The sequence below is a fragment of the Pseudobutyrivibrio sp. genome, assembly GCF_017471675.1.
Lineage (GTDB): Bacteria > Bacillota > Clostridia > Lachnospirales > Lachnospiraceae > Pseudobutyrivibrio.
In genome coordinates this window covers 48,912-69,652 of record NZ_JAFUSK010000066.1, presented here as the reverse complement: position 1 = coordinate 69,652, position 20,741 = coordinate 48,912, and the positions used below count along the sequence as shown (strand labels likewise).

Annotated in this window: 22 protein-coding genes; 1 reads left to right on the top strand and 21 read right to left on the bottom strand. The window is 37.9% G+C overall.

Translation table 11 applies throughout. From position 1 onward, the window contains the following. Positions 1-335 precede the first annotated feature (335 nt). The 9 genes from IJ535_RS10645 to IJ535_RS10605 form a co-directional block, all read right to left on the bottom strand. The gene (locus tag IJ535_RS10645) at positions 336-1,202 is read right to left on the bottom strand and encodes a 4Fe-4S binding protein (RefSeq protein ID WP_294302450.1); all 867 of its coding nucleotides are present in this window, start codon (positions 1,200-1,202) and stop codon (positions 336-338) included. A gap of 277 nt (positions 1,203-1,479) precedes the next feature. Beyond that, entirely contained in the window at positions 1,480-2,700 is a 1,221-nt protein-coding gene (locus IJ535_RS10640) for an O-acetylhomoserine aminocarboxypropyltransferase/cysteine synthase family protein (protein WP_294302456.1), read from the bottom strand. A gap of 150 nt (positions 2,701-2,850) precedes the next feature. Continuing rightward, on the bottom strand, positions 2,851-4,017 hold the full coding sequence (locus tag IJ535_RS10635) for an ATP-binding protein (protein ID WP_294302445.1): 1,167 nt from the start codon (positions 4,015-4,017) through the stop codon (positions 2,851-2,853). Positions 4,018-4,052: 35 nt separating this feature from the next. Then, on the bottom strand, positions 4,053-4,448 hold the full coding sequence (locus IJ535_RS10630; protein ID WP_294302441.1) for a hypothetical protein: 396 nt from the start codon (positions 4,446-4,448) through the stop codon (positions 4,053-4,055). Next, positions 4,445-4,741, bottom strand: coding sequence for a hypothetical protein (locus tag IJ535_RS10625; protein WP_294302437.1), 297 nt, complete (start codon positions 4,739-4,741; stop codon positions 4,445-4,447). Before IJ535_RS10625 ends, IJ535_RS10630 begins: the two co-directional genes overlap by 4 nt. 148 nt (positions 4,742-4,889) lie before the next feature. Beyond that, positions 4,890-5,453, bottom strand: a complete 564-nt coding sequence (locus IJ535_RS10620; RefSeq protein ID WP_294302434.1) for an imm11 family protein — start codon at positions 5,451-5,453, stop codon at positions 4,890-4,892. Between the two features lie 131 nt (positions 5,454-5,584). After that, positions 5,585-6,001 carry an immunity 70 family protein gene (locus tag IJ535_RS10615; RefSeq protein WP_294302431.1) on the bottom strand — a complete coding sequence of 139 codons (417 nt, stop codon included), beginning with the start codon at positions 5,999-6,001 and terminating at the stop codon, positions 5,585-5,587. Positions 6,002-6,009: 8 nt separating this feature from the next. Next, positions 6,010-6,480 carry a hypothetical protein gene (locus IJ535_RS10610; protein WP_294302429.1) on the bottom strand — a complete coding sequence of 157 codons (471 nt, stop codon included), beginning with the start codon at positions 6,478-6,480 and terminating at the stop codon, positions 6,010-6,012. A 12-nt stretch (positions 6,481-6,492) separates the two neighbouring features. Next, positions 6,493-8,199: a hypothetical protein gene (locus IJ535_RS10605; protein WP_294302424.1), complete on the bottom strand. Its 1,707-nt coding sequence runs from the start codon at positions 8,197-8,199 to the stop codon at positions 6,493-6,495. A 135-nt stretch (positions 8,200-8,334) separates the two neighbouring features. Here IJ535_RS10605 and IJ535_RS10600 point away from each other — a divergent pair, with 135 nt between their 5' ends. Further along, on the top strand, positions 8,335-8,949 hold the full coding sequence (locus tag IJ535_RS10600; protein ID WP_294302421.1) for a formate/nitrite transporter family protein: 615 nt from the start codon (positions 8,335-8,337) through the stop codon (positions 8,947-8,949). Positions 8,950-8,993: 44 nt separating this feature from the next. Here the strand turns inward: IJ535_RS10600 and IJ535_RS10595 are convergent, their stop codons facing one another. The 12 genes from IJ535_RS10595 to IJ535_RS10540 form a co-directional block, all read right to left on the bottom strand. Continuing rightward, positions 8,994-10,634: a sulfate adenylyltransferase subunit 1 gene (locus tag IJ535_RS10595; protein WP_294302414.1), complete on the bottom strand. Its 1,641-nt coding sequence runs from the start codon at positions 10,632-10,634 to the stop codon at positions 8,994-8,996. 1 nt (position 10,635) lies between these two features. Further along, positions 10,636-11,541 carry a sulfate adenylyltransferase subunit CysD gene (cysD, locus tag IJ535_RS10590; protein WP_294302411.1) on the bottom strand — a complete coding sequence of 302 codons (906 nt, stop codon included), beginning with the start codon at positions 11,539-11,541 and terminating at the stop codon, positions 10,636-10,638. 13 nt (positions 11,542-11,554) lie between these two features. Further along, positions 11,555-11,866 carry a 4Fe-4S dicluster domain-containing protein gene (locus tag IJ535_RS10585; RefSeq protein WP_294302407.1) on the bottom strand — a complete coding sequence of 104 codons (312 nt, stop codon included), beginning with the start codon at positions 11,864-11,866 and terminating at the stop codon, positions 11,555-11,557. Next, positions 11,856-13,592 carry an adenylyl-sulfate reductase subunit alpha gene (locus IJ535_RS10580; RefSeq protein ID WP_294302453.1) on the bottom strand — a complete coding sequence of 579 codons (1,737 nt, stop codon included), beginning with the start codon at positions 13,590-13,592 and terminating at the stop codon, positions 11,856-11,858. The genes IJ535_RS10585 and IJ535_RS10580 overlap by 11 nt, the downstream gene beginning before the upstream one ends. A 10-nt stretch (positions 13,593-13,602) precedes the next feature. Continuing rightward, complete coding sequence (locus IJ535_RS10575; RefSeq protein ID WP_294302401.1) at positions 13,603-14,664, bottom strand: sulfate/molybdate ABC transporter ATP-binding protein; 1,062 nt, start codon at positions 14,662-14,664, stop codon at positions 13,603-13,605. 14 nt (positions 14,665-14,678) lie between these two features. Continuing rightward, entirely contained in the window at positions 14,679-15,509 is an 831-nt protein-coding gene (cysW, locus tag IJ535_RS10570) for a sulfate ABC transporter permease subunit CysW (RefSeq protein ID WP_294302397.1), read from the bottom strand. A 9-nt stretch (positions 15,510-15,518) separates the two neighbouring features. After that, on the bottom strand, positions 15,519-16,352 hold the full coding sequence (gene cysT, locus IJ535_RS10565; RefSeq protein WP_294302394.1) for a sulfate ABC transporter permease subunit CysT: 834 nt from the start codon (positions 16,350-16,352) through the stop codon (positions 15,519-15,521). Positions 16,353-16,407: 55 nt separating this feature from the next. Beyond that, the gene (locus IJ535_RS10560) at positions 16,408-17,499 is read right to left on the bottom strand and encodes a sulfate ABC transporter substrate-binding protein (protein ID WP_294302391.1); all 1,092 of its coding nucleotides are present in this window, start codon (positions 17,497-17,499) and stop codon (positions 16,408-16,410) included. Between the two features lie 135 nt (positions 17,500-17,634). After that, positions 17,635-18,576, bottom strand: coding sequence for a DUF1848 domain-containing protein (locus tag IJ535_RS10555; RefSeq protein ID WP_294302389.1), 942 nt, complete (start codon positions 18,574-18,576; stop codon positions 17,635-17,637). Positions 18,577-18,581: 5 nt separating this feature from the next. Continuing rightward, a complete protein-coding gene (locus IJ535_RS10550; RefSeq protein WP_294302386.1) occupies positions 18,582-19,214 on the bottom strand; it encodes a helix-turn-helix domain-containing protein in 633 nt (210 codons plus the stop codon). 1 nt (position 19,215) lies between these two features. After that, positions 19,216-19,869: a DUF3990 domain-containing protein gene (locus tag IJ535_RS10545; protein ID WP_330619594.1), complete on the bottom strand. Its 654-nt coding sequence runs from the start codon at positions 19,867-19,869 to the stop codon at positions 19,216-19,218. A gap of 96 nt (positions 19,870-19,965) precedes the next feature. Next, positions 19,966-20,733: an ABC transporter permease gene (locus IJ535_RS10540; RefSeq protein ID WP_294302380.1), complete on the bottom strand. Its 768-nt coding sequence runs from the start codon at positions 20,731-20,733 to the stop codon at positions 19,966-19,968. Positions 20,734-20,741: the final 8 nt, after the last annotated feature.

The following is a 20,741-nucleotide window of genomic DNA, read 5'->3' as shown; positions in this document are numbered from 1 at the left end:
TTTGCAGTAACAAAAGTAAGAGGGCATACCTTATCTGTAATATCTACCTGTTCATCAAATTCTAAAACTTCACTCATGTTAAACCTCCTTCGTATGGCGAGACTCACTCCAAGTTTTTCTCTCGCTCGTTACACTCTCAAGCCTTGGCATTGCCCCGTCGCGAGATTGACTCCTTGTGCAACGCCAAGAGCTTGATAGCTACGAGCTATTGCTAGGTTGTGTGTGAGTCTCTTTAAACAAGCTGGTAGGTAACAAGTTCTTAGATTTCTCAAGCGAGACGTGTTGTCGAGCGGAGAAATACTAAGGCTTGTAACCGTAACCAGCGTAGGAATTTCTCAACCTTCATATGCGGCCTCGACGGCGGTGCGTAGGCCCTCGTCGCCTAGGCGGGTGAGGGTTGCGCGGAAACGCTCAGATGGCTTTGCGTTGGCCTCGAAATAGTCGATGGCTGCGTCGGTGACACGGAACAATGTTTCCTTATCACGGATGATTGGAAGCAACTGCTCAGCCTTATAAATCTTATTTCCAAAGGTACCTCCAAAGGATACGATATAACCTGGTGTTCCAACCCATGCATCAGTAGGACAGCTCTTTACACATCTAGCACAGTTATTGCACTTAGTAGTATCTATCTCCACCTTGCCATCCTTCATTGTAAGCGCCTGCTCTCTACAAGCCTTTACGCACACACCACAGGAAATGCAATCCTCTTCCTTATATTCAACTGTCATACCGCCTTTGATACCCACATCATTTTCCTCAGCCTTTAGACAGTTATTCTGACATCCAGTCACACCGAACTTAAACTTATGTGGCAGCTCTCTACCAAAGTATCTATCATTTAATTCCTGAGCCAAAGTATATGTATCTATACAGCCACTTGGGCAAATTTCTGAGCCCTGGCAGGCTGTAATGGTACGAACTCTCGGGCCACACACACCTGTGTACACGCCCCCAGCCAATAGCTCATCCTTTACCTTTTGCAAATCATTCACATGAATAAAAGGAATCTCAATTCCTTGGCGGCTAGTCATATGCACATAGCCATGGCCATACTTTTCTGCCACCTCTGCCACTGTCTTGATGGCTTTTGCATCTAAATTGCCACCTACAACTGCAAGTCGAAGTGATCCATATCCCTTCTGTTTCTGGCTCATGAAGCCACCAGCCTTCAAAGCCTTATAATCTATCTTTTCTGCCATAATTACTCCTTTTCTCTCGCCTGTTACGTCAACAAGCTACCTTTGTATGAGTCGCATCCAAGTGCTTCGTGCTCCCGCAAGCCATCTCCCATTGGGAAGCACCAGAAACCCGAAAATGTAAGCTTCGCTTACTAGGCATACATTTTCCTTCGCTTCACTCGGAAAATGCACGCCATATCCCGCCGGCGTAGGTCCTTCCCACGCTCGGCATGGCGCCCCCCTACTAGCGCTTGCCTAAGTTGTGAGCGTCTCTTACTTAATTGATTACCATGAAAATCTAGCTTATTGCGGTACGGAAGTCTTCTATTAGATCTTCCACGTCTTCGATACCGACACTGATACGGATTAGATCTTCGTAGACGCCGGCGTCCGCTAGTTCTTTTTCAGTGCTGTGTAATGAAATCGTTGACATAGGATGAACTACCAATGTTTTTGTATCACCAATATTTGATAGAATGTATGGAATGGTTAGCTTATCCATGATTTCAAAGGCCCGTTCTTTGGAACCTACTCTGATGGTGAGGATGGCGCCATAACCATTCTTTAGTATCGTATTTGCGATATCATTCCATTTGCTGGTAGCAAGTCCTGGGTAGTTAACTGTGATGTCATCATAGTTTTCATCAAACCACTTAGCCAGTTCATAGGCGTTCCTGCACTGTCGTTCCATCCTTAAACCTAAAGTTTCTATTCCTATCACATTTAGATATGCATTAAATGGTGATAGGCAGGTTCCCATGTTTCGGTACAGTCCACTTCGCATTTTCGATATATATGCAAATGGTCCATACTTGATGTATTCCCCTAGTACAGGGTAGCGTTCCTTAGTCCATTTGAAATGTCCACTATCTGTCAGTACGCCGCTGATAGAATTACTGCTTCCATTAATGTATTTGGAAGATGAATTCACTACTATGTCTGCCCCATGCTCTATGGCTTTCACCAGATATGGTGTTGCTGTGGTGTTGTCTATAACAAGCGGCACGCTGTGAGAATGTGCAATTTCTGCAAGCTTATCAATATCTGTTACATCCAAACAGGGATTGCCGATGGTCTCTGCAAATACCACCTTGGTGCGGTCATTGAAAGCCGCCTCTATCTCTTCCCAATTGTTGTTTTCTACATATCTTGTCTTGATTCCGAAGGCTTCTATGTCTCTAAACAAATCGATAGAGCCTCCATACAAGCTTGCGCTTGATATTATTTCATCACCTGCTTCAAGAATATTTAAAAGAGCCATGGATAAGGCAGCCATTCCAGATGCACATGCAACTGATCCGATTCCGCCTTCCAGCTTTGTAATCTTTTCCTCAAAAGCATTTATGGTAGGGTTGGCTACACGGGTATAGCAATATCCCATTTTCTTATTGGCAAATATGCCAGCCAAGTCCTCTGCAGATTCCTGAAAAAAAGCACTGCTCTGATATATAGGTGGAAGGGTTGCACCTTTTATCTCCTTTTGATTGCCTGCATGTAGCAGGTTTGTGTTAAATCCTATACCTATCACTCCCTTCATTTCTACGATTACCTACTAGGTTGATAGGATAATAACAGATAAATGCCACTTCTTCAATATACCTAGTTCCCAAATAAAATTAGAGCTAGTTATAAATCATGTTTATAACTAGCTCTATATCATATATACGTTTTAATTGTCATAATCATCTAAGAAATGATGCTTTACACCATCCTGCTTGTATGCAATTACTGTAGCAAGATTAACATTCTCTACACTGCGGAAAATATTTGATTCCACATAAGGATTTACCTTCTTAAGCTCTGCGATTAAGTTTCTTGTTTCAAGACGCTTAGATGCGCTGGTTCCATCTACAGAACAGCTGTCACAGGTCTCTGTAAAGTGACAGGCACACTGAAGGAAGTGTAAGCCGTTGTATCTTTGCCATGCAATAATATCATCCTGTCTAATGAGATACAAAGGTCTTATTAATTCCATGCCCTCAAAATTAGTAGAATGAAGCTTAGGCATCATTGTCTGTATCTGGGCTCCATAAAGCATGCCCATCAGAATAGTTTCTATAACATCATCATAATGATGACCAAGTGCTATCTTGTTGCAGCCAAGCTCCTTAGCCTTGGAATAAAGATGACCTCGGCGCATTCTGGCACACAGATAACAAGGATTCTTATCTACTGTATCAACTGCATCAAAAATATCGCTCTCATACACAACTATCGGGATTCCCATTAGCTTAGCATTACTTTCGATTAGCCTACGGTTAACCTCACTGTAGCCTGGATCCATTACAAGAAAAGTAAGATCAAAATTAACCTTCTGATGTTTCTTAATCTCCTGGAATAGCTTAGCCATCAGCATGGAATCCTTACCACCGGAAATACAAACCGCAATATGGTCACCTTCCTTTATAAGCTCGTACTGCTTGCAAGCTCTTGCAAATGGCGAAAACAGACTTTTGTGAAATTTCTTTCTGATGCTCTTTTCTATCTCAGCAGTTTTCTCATTAAGCTCTTCTTCTGCCTCATTATCCTGAGCCTCCATCATAGCTGAAAGATAACTATTGTATCCTCCTGTTAGACTTACTGCATCAAATCCTTGCTCAACTAAAATAGCCGCATCCTCAACTGAGACCACACCTCTGGTGCAATAAAGTATTATCTGCTTTGATTTGTCCAGACGATTGCAGACACCCTCTAAATCTGTCTCAAACAGCTCATGTGTGATGCTTACTGCACCTGGAATCATACCATATTTAAGGCTTCCCTCATTTCTGGTATCAACCAGAATATATTTATCTTTATCCAATTTACTTAGTTCAACAAATGTAATTTCTTTCATGTTTACCTCTATTAAGACTGCCTGGCAATCCCGTATTAATACTTTTTCGACATTTCCTCAGCAATCCTAACACGTTCAAGCTCCGCTTGTAAATAAGATATTTCCCGATTGCAGTCGTCAATCATGTTAGATATTCGATTTATGATTCCTACAATATTTGCTATCAAACTCTCTGTCTGTAACAGTGAGCCTTTTATCTCGATAGAAATATCTTCCTGATACGCTTCCGCTTCATGCATACAATTTCCAAGCCATGTGTTTCCATTGCTCATATCATAGGCCCTATTCCAGCTCAAAACAGTATCTTCTATGATGGATTGTTCTTTTATAATTTCCGCTTTGTACTCTTCTAATTCAGAAATATTGCCATTATAAATACTTATTTGATTATGTAAGCCATTTATCCTTGCCTGAATATCTCCACTACTCATTTATTTACCTTCGCTTTTATATTAGCAGCTGCTTTTCTATCAGTTTCTTCTATTGATTCCTTTAACGCATCAAGCGCCTTGGGAAGTGATTGAGCGGATTGCATATGATACTTTTTGGTCACCACATTAATACGTTCATTATATCTAGATAAAAGACTTGTTATATTGGTATGTATTATTTCTTCTGTATCAAGCAATACTTCCTCATCCAAGAGACAGTCTGACGCTGTATTCGTTATTTCTAACACAATATCATTATATTTTTCTGTTTCTATTGATACTCTATCATTCATTTTTTATTCCAATCAATAAATTGTCCTTACTAAGAATAATCGTCACCGAACTATCCCATGCTATAATTTCAATTTCTGCCAAAGAATGTAATATATTTCCATCCCATACAAATCCTCTTATGTAGTATATTCGTCTTGTACTTAAACATTACATAGATTTTATTTTTGTGAAAGCTAATCCTGTAAGATTATTATCTTCTACTAATTGTTTAAACTTTTCTGAGCAAAATAAAGGTATCTCTTGTCCATTTCCTAATTTGAAAATATCAGATGCTTCCACTTTATCTTTATATATTCCATACTTACTAACAGTATATATTGTGTCAAATCCTTCTATTTTCGTTTCGAAATAATCAGATATTTCCAAACAAAGTGCATCAACCACTCTAACTATATTTGCAATATAATACATCTCATAACTTGACGTTCCACCCTCGCGTATATTCACTTCAAAAAACTCAATATCTGTATCCAAAGTCTCCAATATTTCTTTTAATTTGTTGGAAACTAAAAACCATCCTTTATCATTTGCCAAGTAATCAGTCCATACACTTCCTTCTTCCTTATTAAAGTAAAATTCCATTCTTCCATCCCAATCATTAAAATGCTTCCCACTAACCATTGTATTTTGTTCAATTCCATAATCATTATTGTAATGACACACGATATCATTCTCTATATTCATATCAATAGACACTTTATAATAATTCATCTTACTAATTACCTCTAGTTAGTCGAAATTTCAGAGACAATATTGTCATTACAATTTCCTATAGTTTCTATAATGATATATTTTCATTTTTCATTATAATCAAAATGTGCTTAACTGCAATTCATTGTTAACTATATGGTAATTATAAGTACATCTTCGCCTAAACTAATTGCTTTCTCAAATGCATGTATTAATACTGTAATTAAGTCTTCTCCTTCACTTGTTACAAAATAATTTGATAAATCTGTAATATCTACACTTATATTATCCCCCCAAGGTGGTTGCTTGGATAAGTCTTCAATATCCCAAACCACATTTTTTACAGATATTCCACTTAATTTTTCCTTAATTATTACTAGTTCTTCCATTGCTAAACCAACATTTTTATTATTAAGTCTTCCACTGTATAACTCCTTCATCAAAAAAGGATATTTGCTCCCCCAAATCCCATCTTCAAGATTATATGCAACCGTGGAAAAAAAAGAATGCAGAAAATCTGAAGTTCCAATCTGAAATAAATAGTATTTAACTGTAATTGCAACAGACATACCGCCACCTACATATTATTCTTCTTAAATGCACTTAATTCTACAGCATTTTCATTATTTTCTATTATTTTTTTTATCAATAAACTATCTTTACTAAGAATAATTGTCGCCGAGCTATCCCATGCTATAATTTCAATTTCTGCCAAAGGATGAAACATATTTCCATCCCATACTAAATCAATATTATTTGTTTCATATTTTTCTTGTTTAATTTGCTCTTCTGAAATATTTCTATTAAAGCCATGAAATATTCCCCAAATCCACTGAGTTTCATCCAATTTGTTTAACTCTGTTAAATCCTTTCCGCTAATAAATACTGTATCTGAGTTAAATATATTGGCAACTTTTTCATTTTCTGGATAACATTCATAAGATTCTATCAGCCAATTAAAATCTACCTGCTTATTGCTGATAATATCAAAAACATCCTCCAAATATGTAAAATATTCATAACCTTTGTTAATAATTACTCCACTCATAATAATATCCTCTTATTTTCTTCTTGGTCTTCCAGTCGACCAATCCCAAGTATGCTCATGTGGAATTTCTGGATGCCATTTTCCATTCCCATGATTAGTCATATCTACGTCTCTTATTGCATTCCCTTTTGAGTCATACCATCTTCTAGTTATAATTTTTCCTTCTTGGTCTACAATATCAATAGATGTATTTGCTTTTCCACGTGGTCCTGGATTTTTTTTCAAAACATAATGCTCTTTACTCTTCGCGATATTAATCTTATTTCCCAAATTTGTATCAATATATTCCTCAGTACTATTCATATAAGCATTAGTTTTAACCGTATTCAATATCTCATCCCCGACAGCTGCTGTTGCAACAAAAGCACTAACATATCCTACTGCCTCTGACCAATCTCCAATTGTCATTGAATCAACTTTTACTGATAGGTCATTAACGGCAACAGCTTTCATTTCATCGATATTTTTCAGTATGGATTTAACTCGCCTTCTAGCATCTTCATCAATAGTCTTTAACCCATTATGCCTAATGTACTCCGCTCCTGAAATAATTACATTGTCTCTAGCATCTAATAAATCCGTTATAACTTTTGGTGTAGCTAATATTCCAGCTGGTATATCTACTAAACATGTTTGCCCACCTTTGATAAAACGCTTTACACAATCTGTACCGTCACCATATATTTTAGAATACTCACTTTTAGGAAACATTTTCGCTGGTATTGATAATGACATCAATAATCTTCCAAAAGAACCAGTTGTAAAATGAAGCACCTCTATTGGAACCTTCTCATAAGAAAAATCCATAAGCTTCATTCCCTGCTTTTTTAACTCTTTTCCAAAAATGTCAAATTCCTCAGCTATATATTTTATGCTTTCTTTTATGGTAATATATCTACCCTCTTTAAACTGCCACCTTTTTTTCAACAAACTATAAAATGGACTATTAATAAATTCTTTTAGCTTATCTCCATTAGCACTTTCGAACCAATTAAATATAATATCGCTTAACCTATTATTAGCTATTTCACCATTTTGTATCTGTGCAATAAAAGAATCTACCCTACTAATATCATTTATTAGGATTTTAGCATCATCTAAAAGAGCCTGTAATCTATCTATTCTGGTCTCAACATCATCTAGATATGAGTCTAAATCCATACTTTTCGCATATAGTATTTCTTCATCATCAAATTCTAGGAAGTTTTTAATAATATTTAAAATGTAACCGCTATCTCCATATTTCCCACAAAGACATTCAAAACTTTCCCTAGAAGCAGAAAAATCTGGTTGTGTCACCGTTCCAATATGCCCATACCTTGACTCTATTGTTTTTGCAATATAGTCTATATTAGATGAATGATTATTGAAGTTTTCATAGATTTTTCTATAATCATCGTTTATTTCATATAGTGATTCTACATCTATTCTAGCATTATCAGCTGAATCAACTTTTTCTTGAAAGGAAATAATCATATGCTCGTACAACTGTAGCAAATAATTATGCGAACTAATAACCTCTTCCAAAAGCTTAAGTTCTACTTCTTGAACTAGCTCTTTAGAGGCCGCTGCACTTATCCCCTCAAAGGCATCATTATTTACATAATCTCCAAAAGCCGTTTTTAATAAATCTGCTTTCATCGAATAAGCATTTATTTCAGATGATAACAATTCATAATATTCAATTGTTTTTCTCGAATCAAAACTTTTTTTATACATATCTCTCCATTAATTTAGACCTTAATTGTAACAAAATTATTCTGTTTAGAAAAGAATTGCTGTAACAAGTTCAAACTTTATTGCTTTTAGGTAAAAGAATACATATAATATTGCCGTTAAGAAGGAGAAATGTATATGACTAACAAAGCTTTTGTAAAATCTATTATGGCTGGTTTCACTATCGGCCTTGGTGGACTCATTTATTTATCACTAGATAATAAGGTGATTGGTTCCGCACTGTTTTCCGTTGGATTATTCGTTGTACTTACCTTCGGATTTAATCTTTTCACTGGTAAGGTTTGCTACACAATTGATAAGGGCGGTCCATCAATACCAGATATGATTTCTATTTGGATTGGAAATTTTATTGGAACTCTTATACTTGCTCTTATGATAAGAGGTACTAGAGTTGGAGCAGCCGTTGCTGAAAAGGCCACTGCTCTTTGTGATGTTAAAAATGGAGACTCATACTTGAGCCTGTTTTTGCTTGGAATACTTTGCAACATTTTTATTTTTATTGCAGTAGATGAGTTTAAGAATAACAGCCATGAGCTTGGCAAATACCTAGGAATATTCCTTGGTGTTATGGGATTTATTCTTGCAGGCACAGAGCACTGCGTTGCAGATATGTTCTATTACAACATGGCATTTAACTATTCCGTAAATGCGATAATTAAGCTACTGGTTATCACTGCTGGAAACACAGTTGGTGGTATTTGCATTAATTATGTATGCAAGAAGATAAAATAAAAATACAAGCCTTCCCGTTATATATCTGCGGGAAGGCTTTTTTATTATATGAAATCTCCACCAGTTGCTACAGCAGAATGTATTCCTGAGGCCTTATATACAAAATCGACTGCCTCTGACAATGAAATGGATTCCCCCTCAATCCAATCACTATAATAGCCTCTGGTTTCATTGAATACAGATGTATCAATATCCCTTCCTGCTGCAAACAATACTACAATTCCTGCATCATTTAGATGCTTAACAATACTCTTTGTTCCATGGCTAGAAGCAGGAACAAACAGATATGTATGGCGACCTCTGTTGCTAAGCTCACGTTCAACCTTCTTTGCAAAATCAATATCGATGCCGGCTTTTCCAATAGGAAATTCTACAGTAATAGCACGCTGTCCCTTCCAATTACTTCTGGCTTCTCTATCGATTTCAGTGGTAGCTTCCTGCCCATCCTCTTTGTACACCTGGGTAACAATACCACATGCAGATGTCATGTTTGTTACTCTGTCAATAAGAATAAGCTCACCAAGATTTTTATGCTTTTCAAATGTAGATAAAACAATACTATCTGCAAGCTTTAATTCACAAACAGCAATCTCATTTTTCTTTAAGGAAGTAGCTTCACGACGCTCACCTGTATTTACATCTATTGTATTTCGAATACTTTTTACTACACCAGGTATCAGCTTAGTGCCAAGCTTCACAAAGAAGTTTTTGCCCTGAGACAGTTCCTCATCGTCCATCCAAAGTAATGTAGCTTCAAGTGATGAAGATGTAGAAAGCTCTATGTCCTTTGAAAGAACGCAGCCCCTGGAAACATCCACCTCTCTATCAAGCTGCACTGTAACAGCTTGACCGGTACTTATCTCCTTCACTTCCTTATCAAGCACATGCAAGCTCTTCACGTGTGCTTTTTCCTTGCTAGGTAAAATGACAACTTCATCCCCAACAGTTAAGCTTCCTGTCTCAACCTGTCCCTGGAAGCCTCTAAAAGTATGATTTGGTCTACATACTCTTTGCACAGGCATGTAAAATCCGCTCTCTTCATTGTTAGTACTTATATCTACATTTTCCAAGTAACTCAATAGAACTGGTCCATCATACCAATCTATATTTTCAGACCTGGTAGTTACATTATCTCCCTCTGTTGCAGACACTGGAATGATAACAACACTCTCAAGTGAAAGCTCTGCTGCAAGCTCATTAATCTGCTTAGTAATTTCTTCAAATCGTTCTTTGCTGTAAGATACCAAATCCATCTTATTTACCGCAAATACGAAGTAACGAATTCCCATTAATGAGCAGATTCTGGCATGACGCTTAGTCTGAACCAAAACGCCCTGTTTAGCATCAACAAGTATTACAGACAGATCGGCAAAGGATGCTCCTACAGCCATGTTTCTTGTATATTCCTCATGACCAGGGGTATCTGCCACGATAAAGCTTCTGTTATCAGTTGTGAAATAACGATATGCTACATCGATTGTAATTCCCTGCTCTCGCTCTGCCATAAGACCATCTAACAACAAAGAATAATCAATTGCTCCACCTCTGCTTCCAACCTTTGAATCCAGCTCTAAAGCCTTTTTTTGATCAGCATATAAAAGCTTCGCGTCATATAATATATGCCCTATAAGTGTAGACTTTCCGTCGTCTACACTTCCGCATGTTATAAACTTAAGTAATTGCATTTTAGAAATACCCCTCTCTCTTTCGTCTTTCCATTGAACCTGCAGCCTCGTTATCAATAACGCGAGTAGTACGTTCACTAGAAACCGCACTTAAGGTCTCATCTATTATCTCATCCAGGGTGTCTGCATCAGATTCAACTCCACCTGTCAGCGGATAGCAGCCTAATGTTCTAAAGCGCACCTTCTTATTAACAATCTCTTCTCCTGGAAGCAATCTGTTTTTTAATCTGTCATCATCTACCATGATTATATTTCCATCACGATAAATAACAGGGCGCTCCTTGGCAAAATACAAGGATGGTATTTCTATGTTTTCGCGTTTGATATATTGCCATATATCCTTTTCAGTCCAATTAGAAAGTGGGAATACTCTAACCTCTTCCCCCTTGAATAGCTTGGTATTAAATAGCTTCCACATCTCAGGACGCTGATTTTTTGGATCCCATGCATGGGCAGAATTTCTAAATGAGAATATTCGCTCCTTAGCTCTGGATTTTTCCTCATCTCGTCTTCCACCACCGAAAGCTGCTGTAAAACCGTATTTATCCAATGCCTGCTTTAATGCCTGAGTTTTCATAATATCAGTGTAGGCGCTACCATGGTCAAATGGATTGATTCCCTGCTTTACCCCTTCTTCATTTATATATTCAAGCATTTCTAACCCGTATTTTTCTGCCACATGATCTCTAAACTCAATCATTTCCTTGAATTTCCAGGTAGTGTTAACATGTAAAAAAGGAAAAGGCGGTTTTTCTGGGTAGAAGGCCTTTAGGGCTAAATGTAGCATTACAGAGCTATCCTTTCCAATGGAATACAGCATTACAGGCTTTTCACACTCAGCTGCAACCTCTCTGATAATATATATAGCTTCTGCTTCCAGCTCATCAAGATGTGTCAACTTGCTCATTTCTTACCTCGCTTTAATATTTATTAGATTCTTTTGTATTAATAGTGATTGTCTTTTGAATCCCATTAGGGTCAGTCACAATCCAGTATCGCAAATCCCCCTGTGCTCTAGTAGAAAGGGTCGAGCCCTTGCCTCCTATATCAGCTCCAAGGAAAAAGGCAATAGCCCCAGCCTGGCATTCTTTTAGGCAAGATGTGCAGCCCCAGCAATCTTTTTCTCTCTTAATAAAAGCTTTGCCATCCTTTAACTTAATCAGATTTCCCGGGCACACTTCTATGCATTTTTTGCATCCAACGCAGGAATTTGTGTTGATTCTAACGCTCATCTATCTCACCTCCTGCATACTGGATATTACCGTCACCATTAAAGGTGAAAATAATATTTTTATAATCATCCACCACCAGAGGTCTTTTGATTATTTTGATACCATCACCTGTCTTTACTGAATTGATATATACATTGTAATTATCATCCACATTTGGATAGCTCATATTTTCTCCGAAGCTATGCCATCTGGTTTCTTTTCTTGCCTTAAGATGTTCTATAAGTGAAAGGCTAACAGTAAGTCGTTCTTTAATCTCGTATATCTGTAAAAGCTCATCTGTATCATTTGCTTTTAATGTATTTAGCACCTGCTGAAGGCCTTCTAGCTTTTCCTTTGCCAGCTTTAATCCTGTTTCGTTGAATTGATAGCTCTTAGTGATTCCACCTGCATATTCATCCATCACCTTTTGCATGGCTTCCTCTACCTGGGATATGGTGATATTACCTATTGGATTGTTTAAATATTCATCATAGTTTGCTAAGATTTTCTCCCAGACATTACTAGATACTAATTCAAAATCTTCCTTCAAATATTCTTCAATACCAGCGGCTGCCAACTTTCCTTCTGCCAAAGCACCTGTAACATACTTTTGTGGGGCTCCACCTGCCACATCTCCAGCAGCATATAGCCCACGAACTGTAGTAGCGCGATTATTGTCTACCCAGTAACCACTTGCTGTATGTCCGCCTACAATGTATGGCTCTGTTCCTTCTATTTCTACATTCTGCTCAGATGGGCCTTGGCCGCCCTCCAGCCATTTTAGGGTCTGGGATGGAGCCATATTCAGATAGGCCTTGTACAAATCCTCTTCTTGGGCTTTTGATATGACATCAGTCTTTAGATAGCAAGGGCCTCTTCCCTCTTTATTCTCCAGGGTTGTACCATATACCCTTTCGCAGGTTGCCACTCCATACTTGGTCTCATATATTTCCCCAAGGCCATTCATCTGTTTCGCTCTGACACCTTGGGCAATAGTTCCTGTTGGGGCAATTGTATCCTTGCATCTAAGTGCTATAAACCTCATTTCAAATGTGGTCATCTCTGCCCCTGCATTGATTCCCATGGCATAACCTGCGCCCGTATTAAAAGGTGGATACCACATCTTATGCCTTGAAAAACCTGGATTGTTAGGTCTGTATAAGCCTGCTGCCCCACCTGTTGCCATCAGTACAGCTTTTGCAAAAATAACATAGGCCTTCGCCTCATTAACATCAAAACCAACCGCTCCGTATATACGATTTTTTTCAACTAGAAGGTCAGTGATATTTACATGATTTATTACAGTAACATTGTCACTTTCACTTGCCATCTTAGCCAGAATTGGCTTGATGTTTTCCCCGTTTATCTTTATATTTCTATCTCCCCTTGTAACGTATTTACCATTTTCATCCTTTAGAATTACCAGTCCCTCTTTCTCCAATGTGTGGGTCACATCATTAAGATTCTCAGAGATTGACAATAGCAAATCTTCTCTAACAATTCCTTTTGCATCCTTTTTGCAATAGTTAACATAATCCTGAGGAACCTTTCCTTCTGTAATATATGCATTGATGGCGTTTACACCTGCTGCAAGACACCCACTTCTTTTTATATTTGCCTTTTCTGCAATGAGCACCTTATGACTTCCACTTAAACCTAAAGTATATGCACAATAGCATCCAGCAGTGCCGCCACCTATTATCAAAACATCCGTTTTTAATTGTTCAACTGATAGATTTTTCAACATACCATATTCCTTAAATAACAATATCCTCATCCTGAAGTGATGTGTTAGTAGCAAGAACTACCTCATCACCTGCTACGACGTACAATCTGTATATGAACACATCCACAGTTTCACCCACTTTTATCTCCGAATCATTGATGCTTCTAATTGAAGATATCAGATTGCCATGTAGCCTTACCCTTACTTCCAGATTGCTTCCCCTGAAAATAATGTCTTCTACCACGGCTTCCTCTGCAGAATTTGCAAACTGAACACTTTCGCCCTTTTTAAATATGCTTACAAATTCCGGTCTTAAATATGCAGTGGAATCTCCTGAGCACTTCTCGAAATATCTGAATTTCTCATAGTTCTTTACTTCCACGGAGTTTCCAATAAATCTTGCAACGAAAGGTGTAGCAGGATTCTTATAAAGCTCCTGAGGATTTCCTGACTGCTCCACTCTACCCTCGTTGGTAACGATTATTTCATCAGCCACTTCAATAGCCTCATCCTGGTCGTGTGTAACAAAGATGCTGGTTATACCAAGCTTTGTTATCATTTCTCTAAGCCAAGTTCTAAGTTCTAGCCTAACCTTGGCATCGATTGCTGCAAAGGGCTCATCTAACAGCAGTATCTGTGGGTTAGGTGCCAATGCTCTTGCAAAAGCCACTCTCTGTCTTTGTCCACCAGATAACTGACTTGGATATCTTTTTTCTAAACCTTCGCAATCTATAAGAGAAATAAGCTCAGTAACACGCTCCTTAATCTTAGCCTCCGGAACCTTTTTAACCCGAAGACCAAATGCTATATTGTCATATACATTCATATATCTAAACAAGGCATAATTCTGGAATACAAACCCAATTCCTCTTTCGCTGCCTGGCACATTATTAACCACCTTGCCATCAATAAGGATTTCTCCTGAATCAGGATTTTCAAGACCAGCAATCATTCTAAGAATGGTGGTCTTGCCACTTCCCGACGGACCAAGAAGAGCAACCAGCCTACCCTTTTCAATAGAAATATTTATATCCTTTGATGCATGAAAATTTTTAAAATGCTTGTTTATATTTTTTAGCTCAACATATCCCATAACTTATGCCCTTTCTACTTGTTCAAATCCAATTCCTTGTTGCCTTTGTTTTCAATCACTAATCTAAGGATTAGTACAATAACTGCAAGTACAACCAGAATGGATGATGCTGCAAATGCTCCTGTAAAATCATAGCCTTGATATAAAAGCTCTATGTACAGTGGCAATGTATTAGTCTTGCCTCTTAGATGCCCCGATAGAACAGATACTGCACCAAACTCTCCCATAGCTCGGGCTGTACATAAAACTACTCCATATAAAAGCGCCCACTTTATATGAGGAAATGTTACCTTTCTAAAGATAGTGAAAGTCCCTGCCCCCATAAGCGACGCTGCTTCCTCCTCATCTGTTCCCTGAGCTGTAAGTACTGGTACTAATTCTCTGGAAATAAAAGGAAAGGTCACAAAGATAGTGGCTAATACTATACCTGGTACCGCAAATATAATTTGAATTCCATAAGAATCCAATATAGGATACAGGCCACTTTGCCTTCCGAAAGTAAGCACATATATAAGACCTGCAATAATTGGAGATACAGTTACAGGTAAATCTATGAATGTGGATAGCAGCTTCTTACCCTTAAAGCTGTACTTTGTAATAAGCCATGCTGCTGCAATTCCAAATATCGTATTTACGATAACAGCCCAGGCTGTAGCCTGTATGGTAAGTAGTGCCGCCTTAATAGCATATTCATCTGAAACTGCATTGATATAACCTGATATGCCATCTCTAAGGGCTGTAATCACTATATATACAAGTGGCAAAATCAAAAACACGCCAAGGAATATAAAGCTAATCGTTATTAAGAAATATTTCAGTACCTTATTTTCTTTTCTAAGTTCCATAGCATTCTCCTATATTTTTCCGTTTACTCTTCTTGATACATTAGCCTGTACAATAGCATTTACCGACAATATAACCATGGAAATACCAAGCATTACCAGGGCTATAGATGTAGCTGCCGAATAATCATATTCCTGCAACTTAGACATAATTAGAAGTGGTGCAATCTCTGTTTCATAAGGGGTGTTTCCTGCAATAAATACAACACTTCCATATTCTCCAATACATCTGGCAAAGGCTAAGGTAAAGCCTGATATGATAGCTGGTAGAATCTCTGGAAAAATCACTTTTTTAAATGTGGTCTTGGCATCTGCTCCTAAAATAAAGGCAGCCTCTTCGTACTGTTTGTCTATCTTTTCTAAGACAGGTTGAACAGACCTAACAACAAAAGGGATACCTATAAATATCAGAGCAACTGTAATACCTACTCTGGTATAAGCTATCTGAATTCCAAATAAGTTATAGAATATCTGCCCTACCCAACCATTAGTAGTGGTTAGATGAGTTAAAGATATACCAGCAACAGCTGTTGGCAGAGCAAATGGTAATTCTATTATTCCGTCAATAAATTTTTTCCCCTTGAAATCATATCTAACCAATATCCAGGCAAGGATAAGTCCCATCAACACATTTATTAAAGATGCTATAAAAGCTGTAGAAATAGATACATAATATCCAGCCAGTACTCTTGGCTTGGTAACTGTATCAATAAATTCAGATAAACTAAGCTTTGCAGAGAAGACTACTAATGAACACAGAGGAATCAGCACTACTATACTCAAAATTGTTATTGTTATTCCCATTGATATACCAAACCCTGGTATTACACTTTTTCTTCTAGTCATCTTTCAAATCCTCTCTACAAAACTTCGGAATGGGTTTCCCCATTCCAAAAGATTTTTACTGTTCATAAATGCTGTCGAAATTAGCACCATCTGCAAAATGGTCTGCTCTTGCTTTTGCCCAACCGCCGAAGTGGTTAATATCTGTTAATGCGATGTTGTTATTAATCCACTTGCCATCTGCAGGTACCTCTGTGATTGTGTTTGAATCATTAGAAGATACATACTTATCATAAATAGCCTTTGTGCTTGGACGATAATAATTCTCAGCTTCAATCTGCTGCGCTTCATCAGAATATAGATAGCTTAAGTATTCCTTTGCAACATCCTCTGTGCCATGCTTCTTTGCAACCTCATCAACTACTGCAACTGTTGGCTGGCAGAGAATTGATACAGAAGGTACTACAATCTCGTACTCACCTGGATACTCAGCAAGTGAAAGGAACGCTTCATTCTCCCAGGCAATAAGCACATCACCCTGCTTATTTTCTACAAAGGATGTTGTTGCACCTCTGGCACCAGAATCAAGAACTACTACGTTTGCATATAGCTGCTTGATTGAATCAAGGATTTCTGCTTCACTTTGTCCCTGCTGTTCGAAATAATACCAGGCAGCTAGATAGTTCCACATAGCACCACCAGATGTCTTAGGGTTAGGTGTAATTACTCCTACATCTTCTCTAATCAAATCATTCCAGTCATAAATCTTCTTTGGATTACCTGAACGAACTAAAAATACGATTGTCGATGTATATGGTGAGCTGTCTAACTCAAATTCTGATGTAAATCCATCATCAATAAGTCCTGCATCTGCAACCACCTGTACGTCACCTTCAAGAGCAAGTGTTACCACATCTGCCTCTAATCCGTTTGCTACTTCAAGAGCCTGCTTACCAGATCCTCCGTGAGACTGAGTAACCTCTACAGTCTGTCCAAATTCTTCCTCGTAATGTGCCTTAAATAATTCGTTGTAGGCTGCATATAATTCTCTTGTTGGATCATAAGATACGTTTGTAAGCTCTATCTTCTCTCCAGCACTCTTTGGCACCTCTGAATTATCACCAGCTGCTACATTTTCATTATTTCCACATCCAATTACAGCTGCTCCCAATGCTGTAATTAGTATCAATGATAATAATCTCTTTTTCATATCATCTTCCTCCTTCTTTTTATTCCACTAATCTACTAGGTTGATAGGATTATATGTCACAAAACCCGTAAATACAAGATATCTAGCTCCCAAAGAAAATGAGAGCCGGTTATAGATTCAATCTATAACCGACCCTCAAATCAGATCAAATATACTTATTTGATTATCAATCCATGAGGTCTGCTTAACATCATGAATAATATCGTCTTTACGATAATTGCCTATTAGAAATGGTGAATTAACATCATGTAATTCTTTATTTTTCGCCACCTGCTCAAGGTCATTATTAGCATAACAGTATTTGCAAAAATGTCTGCAGGTGTCGTATGCTCCTATATCTGCCCCTAAGTAACAGGCGCAGTCTGCCCTGGCTGGCTTAACATTAGATTTAGGAGCTCTTAGCCTTGAGCCTATAGCCTTTTCGTACATGGCTACTGTCATGCAGCCACTACAATCAGCTCCATACTTTGCTAAGAAATCACCTTCTGCACATGGCTTTACCACCATGTCATTTGCCCTTGCTATTTCAATAATCTTCTGCCCCAGGGCTACCTTATCTTCAGCAGATACTGGCGCTGCCTCAGGGAAATTGCGCTTTACCTTATCATAAATATCTATGAAGCTAATTACCACATGGTTGGTATAGCCCCTAAGGTTTGCTGCCATTTTGGCGAAAGCCTCTAAGTGAAAATCTACAGTATATTTTTCATCAATGAAAATGGGATCATATCGCCAACCGATTCTATCTGCACCAACCATCTTAGAAAGCTGCTTAAAGGATTCCATAACCTGAGCCTTATCAGGCACACCAGGCTCTATGTCCTTACCGTAGGGAGTAATAGTGATGTACCAATATTGACCAAAATCCTTTATTAAATCCATATACGGAAAAAAAGGTGCTGGATTCTTACTGCAAAAACCAATTGCATCCACCACCTTAGGGTCTAATCTGTACCTGCTCACCTGAACAGGATTATATGGATTTCTTACACAGACATAGCCTTCCTTGAATCTGTTTGCTAACCACTCAGGAAAAAATGCCGGTATGTCTGTGCGTTGCCCTGTGTTAATTATCATACTAACTATAATAAATCCTTTACGTCACATTTCAAGACCTTACATAAAGATTCAAGTGTAGCCACCGAGGCTTTGCCGATATCCTTTGCCCCAATTTCATACTGCTGCAATGTGCGCAAATTAACATCTGACTCCTTGGCAAGCTCACTTTGGGACATTTCAAAGTATTTACGATACATCTGAAGCCTGCTTACCGCTCTTGCTTTGTCGACTTTGGAATTAATATATTCTACTATCTGCATTTCATCCATTTCATGATATGGATTGTACTTCTCCATTAATTCCTCTGGAGTAATAATGCTTTGTATTTCCTTGAAGCTCTTGGCAGAGTACCACTGATAATATGCTAACACCCAACCTGTCCAATAATCCTCTTTAGGTGCTTTAAAGGATGTATCAATCTGCCTTAGTTCTGCAACATTTGTTCTAAGGACTATCTCCTGAGTAAGCTCCGCCCCGGATTTTCCAACTATGTATTTGGGATTTCCAACTTCAAACTGAGCTGCTATTCCTGAAACTATGAACAGACTCATAAAAAAATCTAGACTGAGCTTGTAATCATGAGCTGCAGTCTGAAATGCTTCTGCTAAATTTGCCATAGCATCACTAAGATATATTTCTTTATAAGGATGAACCATTCTACTGCTCCTTTCTTACAAGATCAATAAGATATGTTCCTTTTTTATCCATTGCATCAGCAATAGTATTATAACTTTCCCTTGCTTTGCTGTCCCTAGCAGACTTCTTAGGATAATACTCTGCACAATCAACTTGTTTTGCCTCTATAAACTTAAGCTTTGAAAAAGCCTTTTCACTCTTTATAAAGAACTGTTGTCCCAATTCACCAAGGTACATAGCTTCTTCCAACTGTTCAATGCTAATAGTATTTGCCAAAAAGGCTCGGGCAAATGAAAAATATGAATCATCTGCCCTATAACCTATTATTGCATCATATTCATCTATATCTATATGATAGTTTCGCTGCAAAAACCCAATACCATCCCTTGCCAGTGGGCTGTTGATACTAAAGGTTCTATGCTCAATCAGCAGTGTAATCCAATGCAAAATTGAATACTTTTCATCATTAAGATTTAGAATCTTAAGCCCCTTATCATCTATTTCATATACATTAACAAAACCGTCTCTCTCAGCTTCTACTGCCCATTCCTTGGCCAGGTCTATATGCTTAGTGCAATAAAAGCCCTGCCCATAATCATTGAAGGGCTTTCCATACCCATACTGAGGCTTGCTTACTATTTTATCTGAACCATGATATAAAACTATTTTACTCAATTTAATCACCTTGTTTTCAAAATAAATAAAGCTATACTTCCGTAGAAGTATAGCTTTATTATAACTCTGTAGAAGTCTAGCCGCAAGTGAATATTTCTATCTGACGCCAAATCTATATAGGAACTTGGCGCCTAAAAATCTTAGCAATTTATCTGCAAGAAATCCAATCAAACCAAGTGTAAAAATACCTGCAAAAATCCAATCTGTTCTGTAGTATAGTCTTGAGGTATAGATTAAATATCCTAAACCCTCAGAGGCTGCCAACATCTCTGCCGCTACAATACAGATGATTGCACCGCTAAGTCCTAATCTTGCTCCAGTGAAAATATTTGGAACAGCTGATGGAACAATAACTGTAAAGAATGTTCTTCTTTTGCTTGCGCCCATGGATTCTGCTGCTTCCACCAATGAATAATCTACGCTTCTGACTCCCGCTATTGTATTTACCATAACAGGGAAAATTACAGCATAGAAAATTAGCGCAACCTTTGATGTTTCCCCTACTCCAAACCATAATAGGAAAAGTGTGATAAAACCAATTGCTGGAACGAATCTAAAGAAATTCAAAAATGGTTCAAATACGTAGCTTATAACTTTGAAATTTCCTACACATAACCCCACTGGAATGGCAAATAATAATCCCAGGCTCCAGCCCTTTAAAACTCTTCCTAAACTCACTATAATATCAGCAAAAAGAGTGCCACTGGTTACCAAATCTTTAGCTCCCTCTATTGTCACAATTGGATTTGGCAAAAAATCAGGAGTATAAAACAAAGCTCCAAAGCTCCAAATTAATAGAAGTAGAATCCATGTAATCACTCCACTTTTTAATATTTTTGTTATTATGCTATTTTGATTTTCCATGGCCGCCT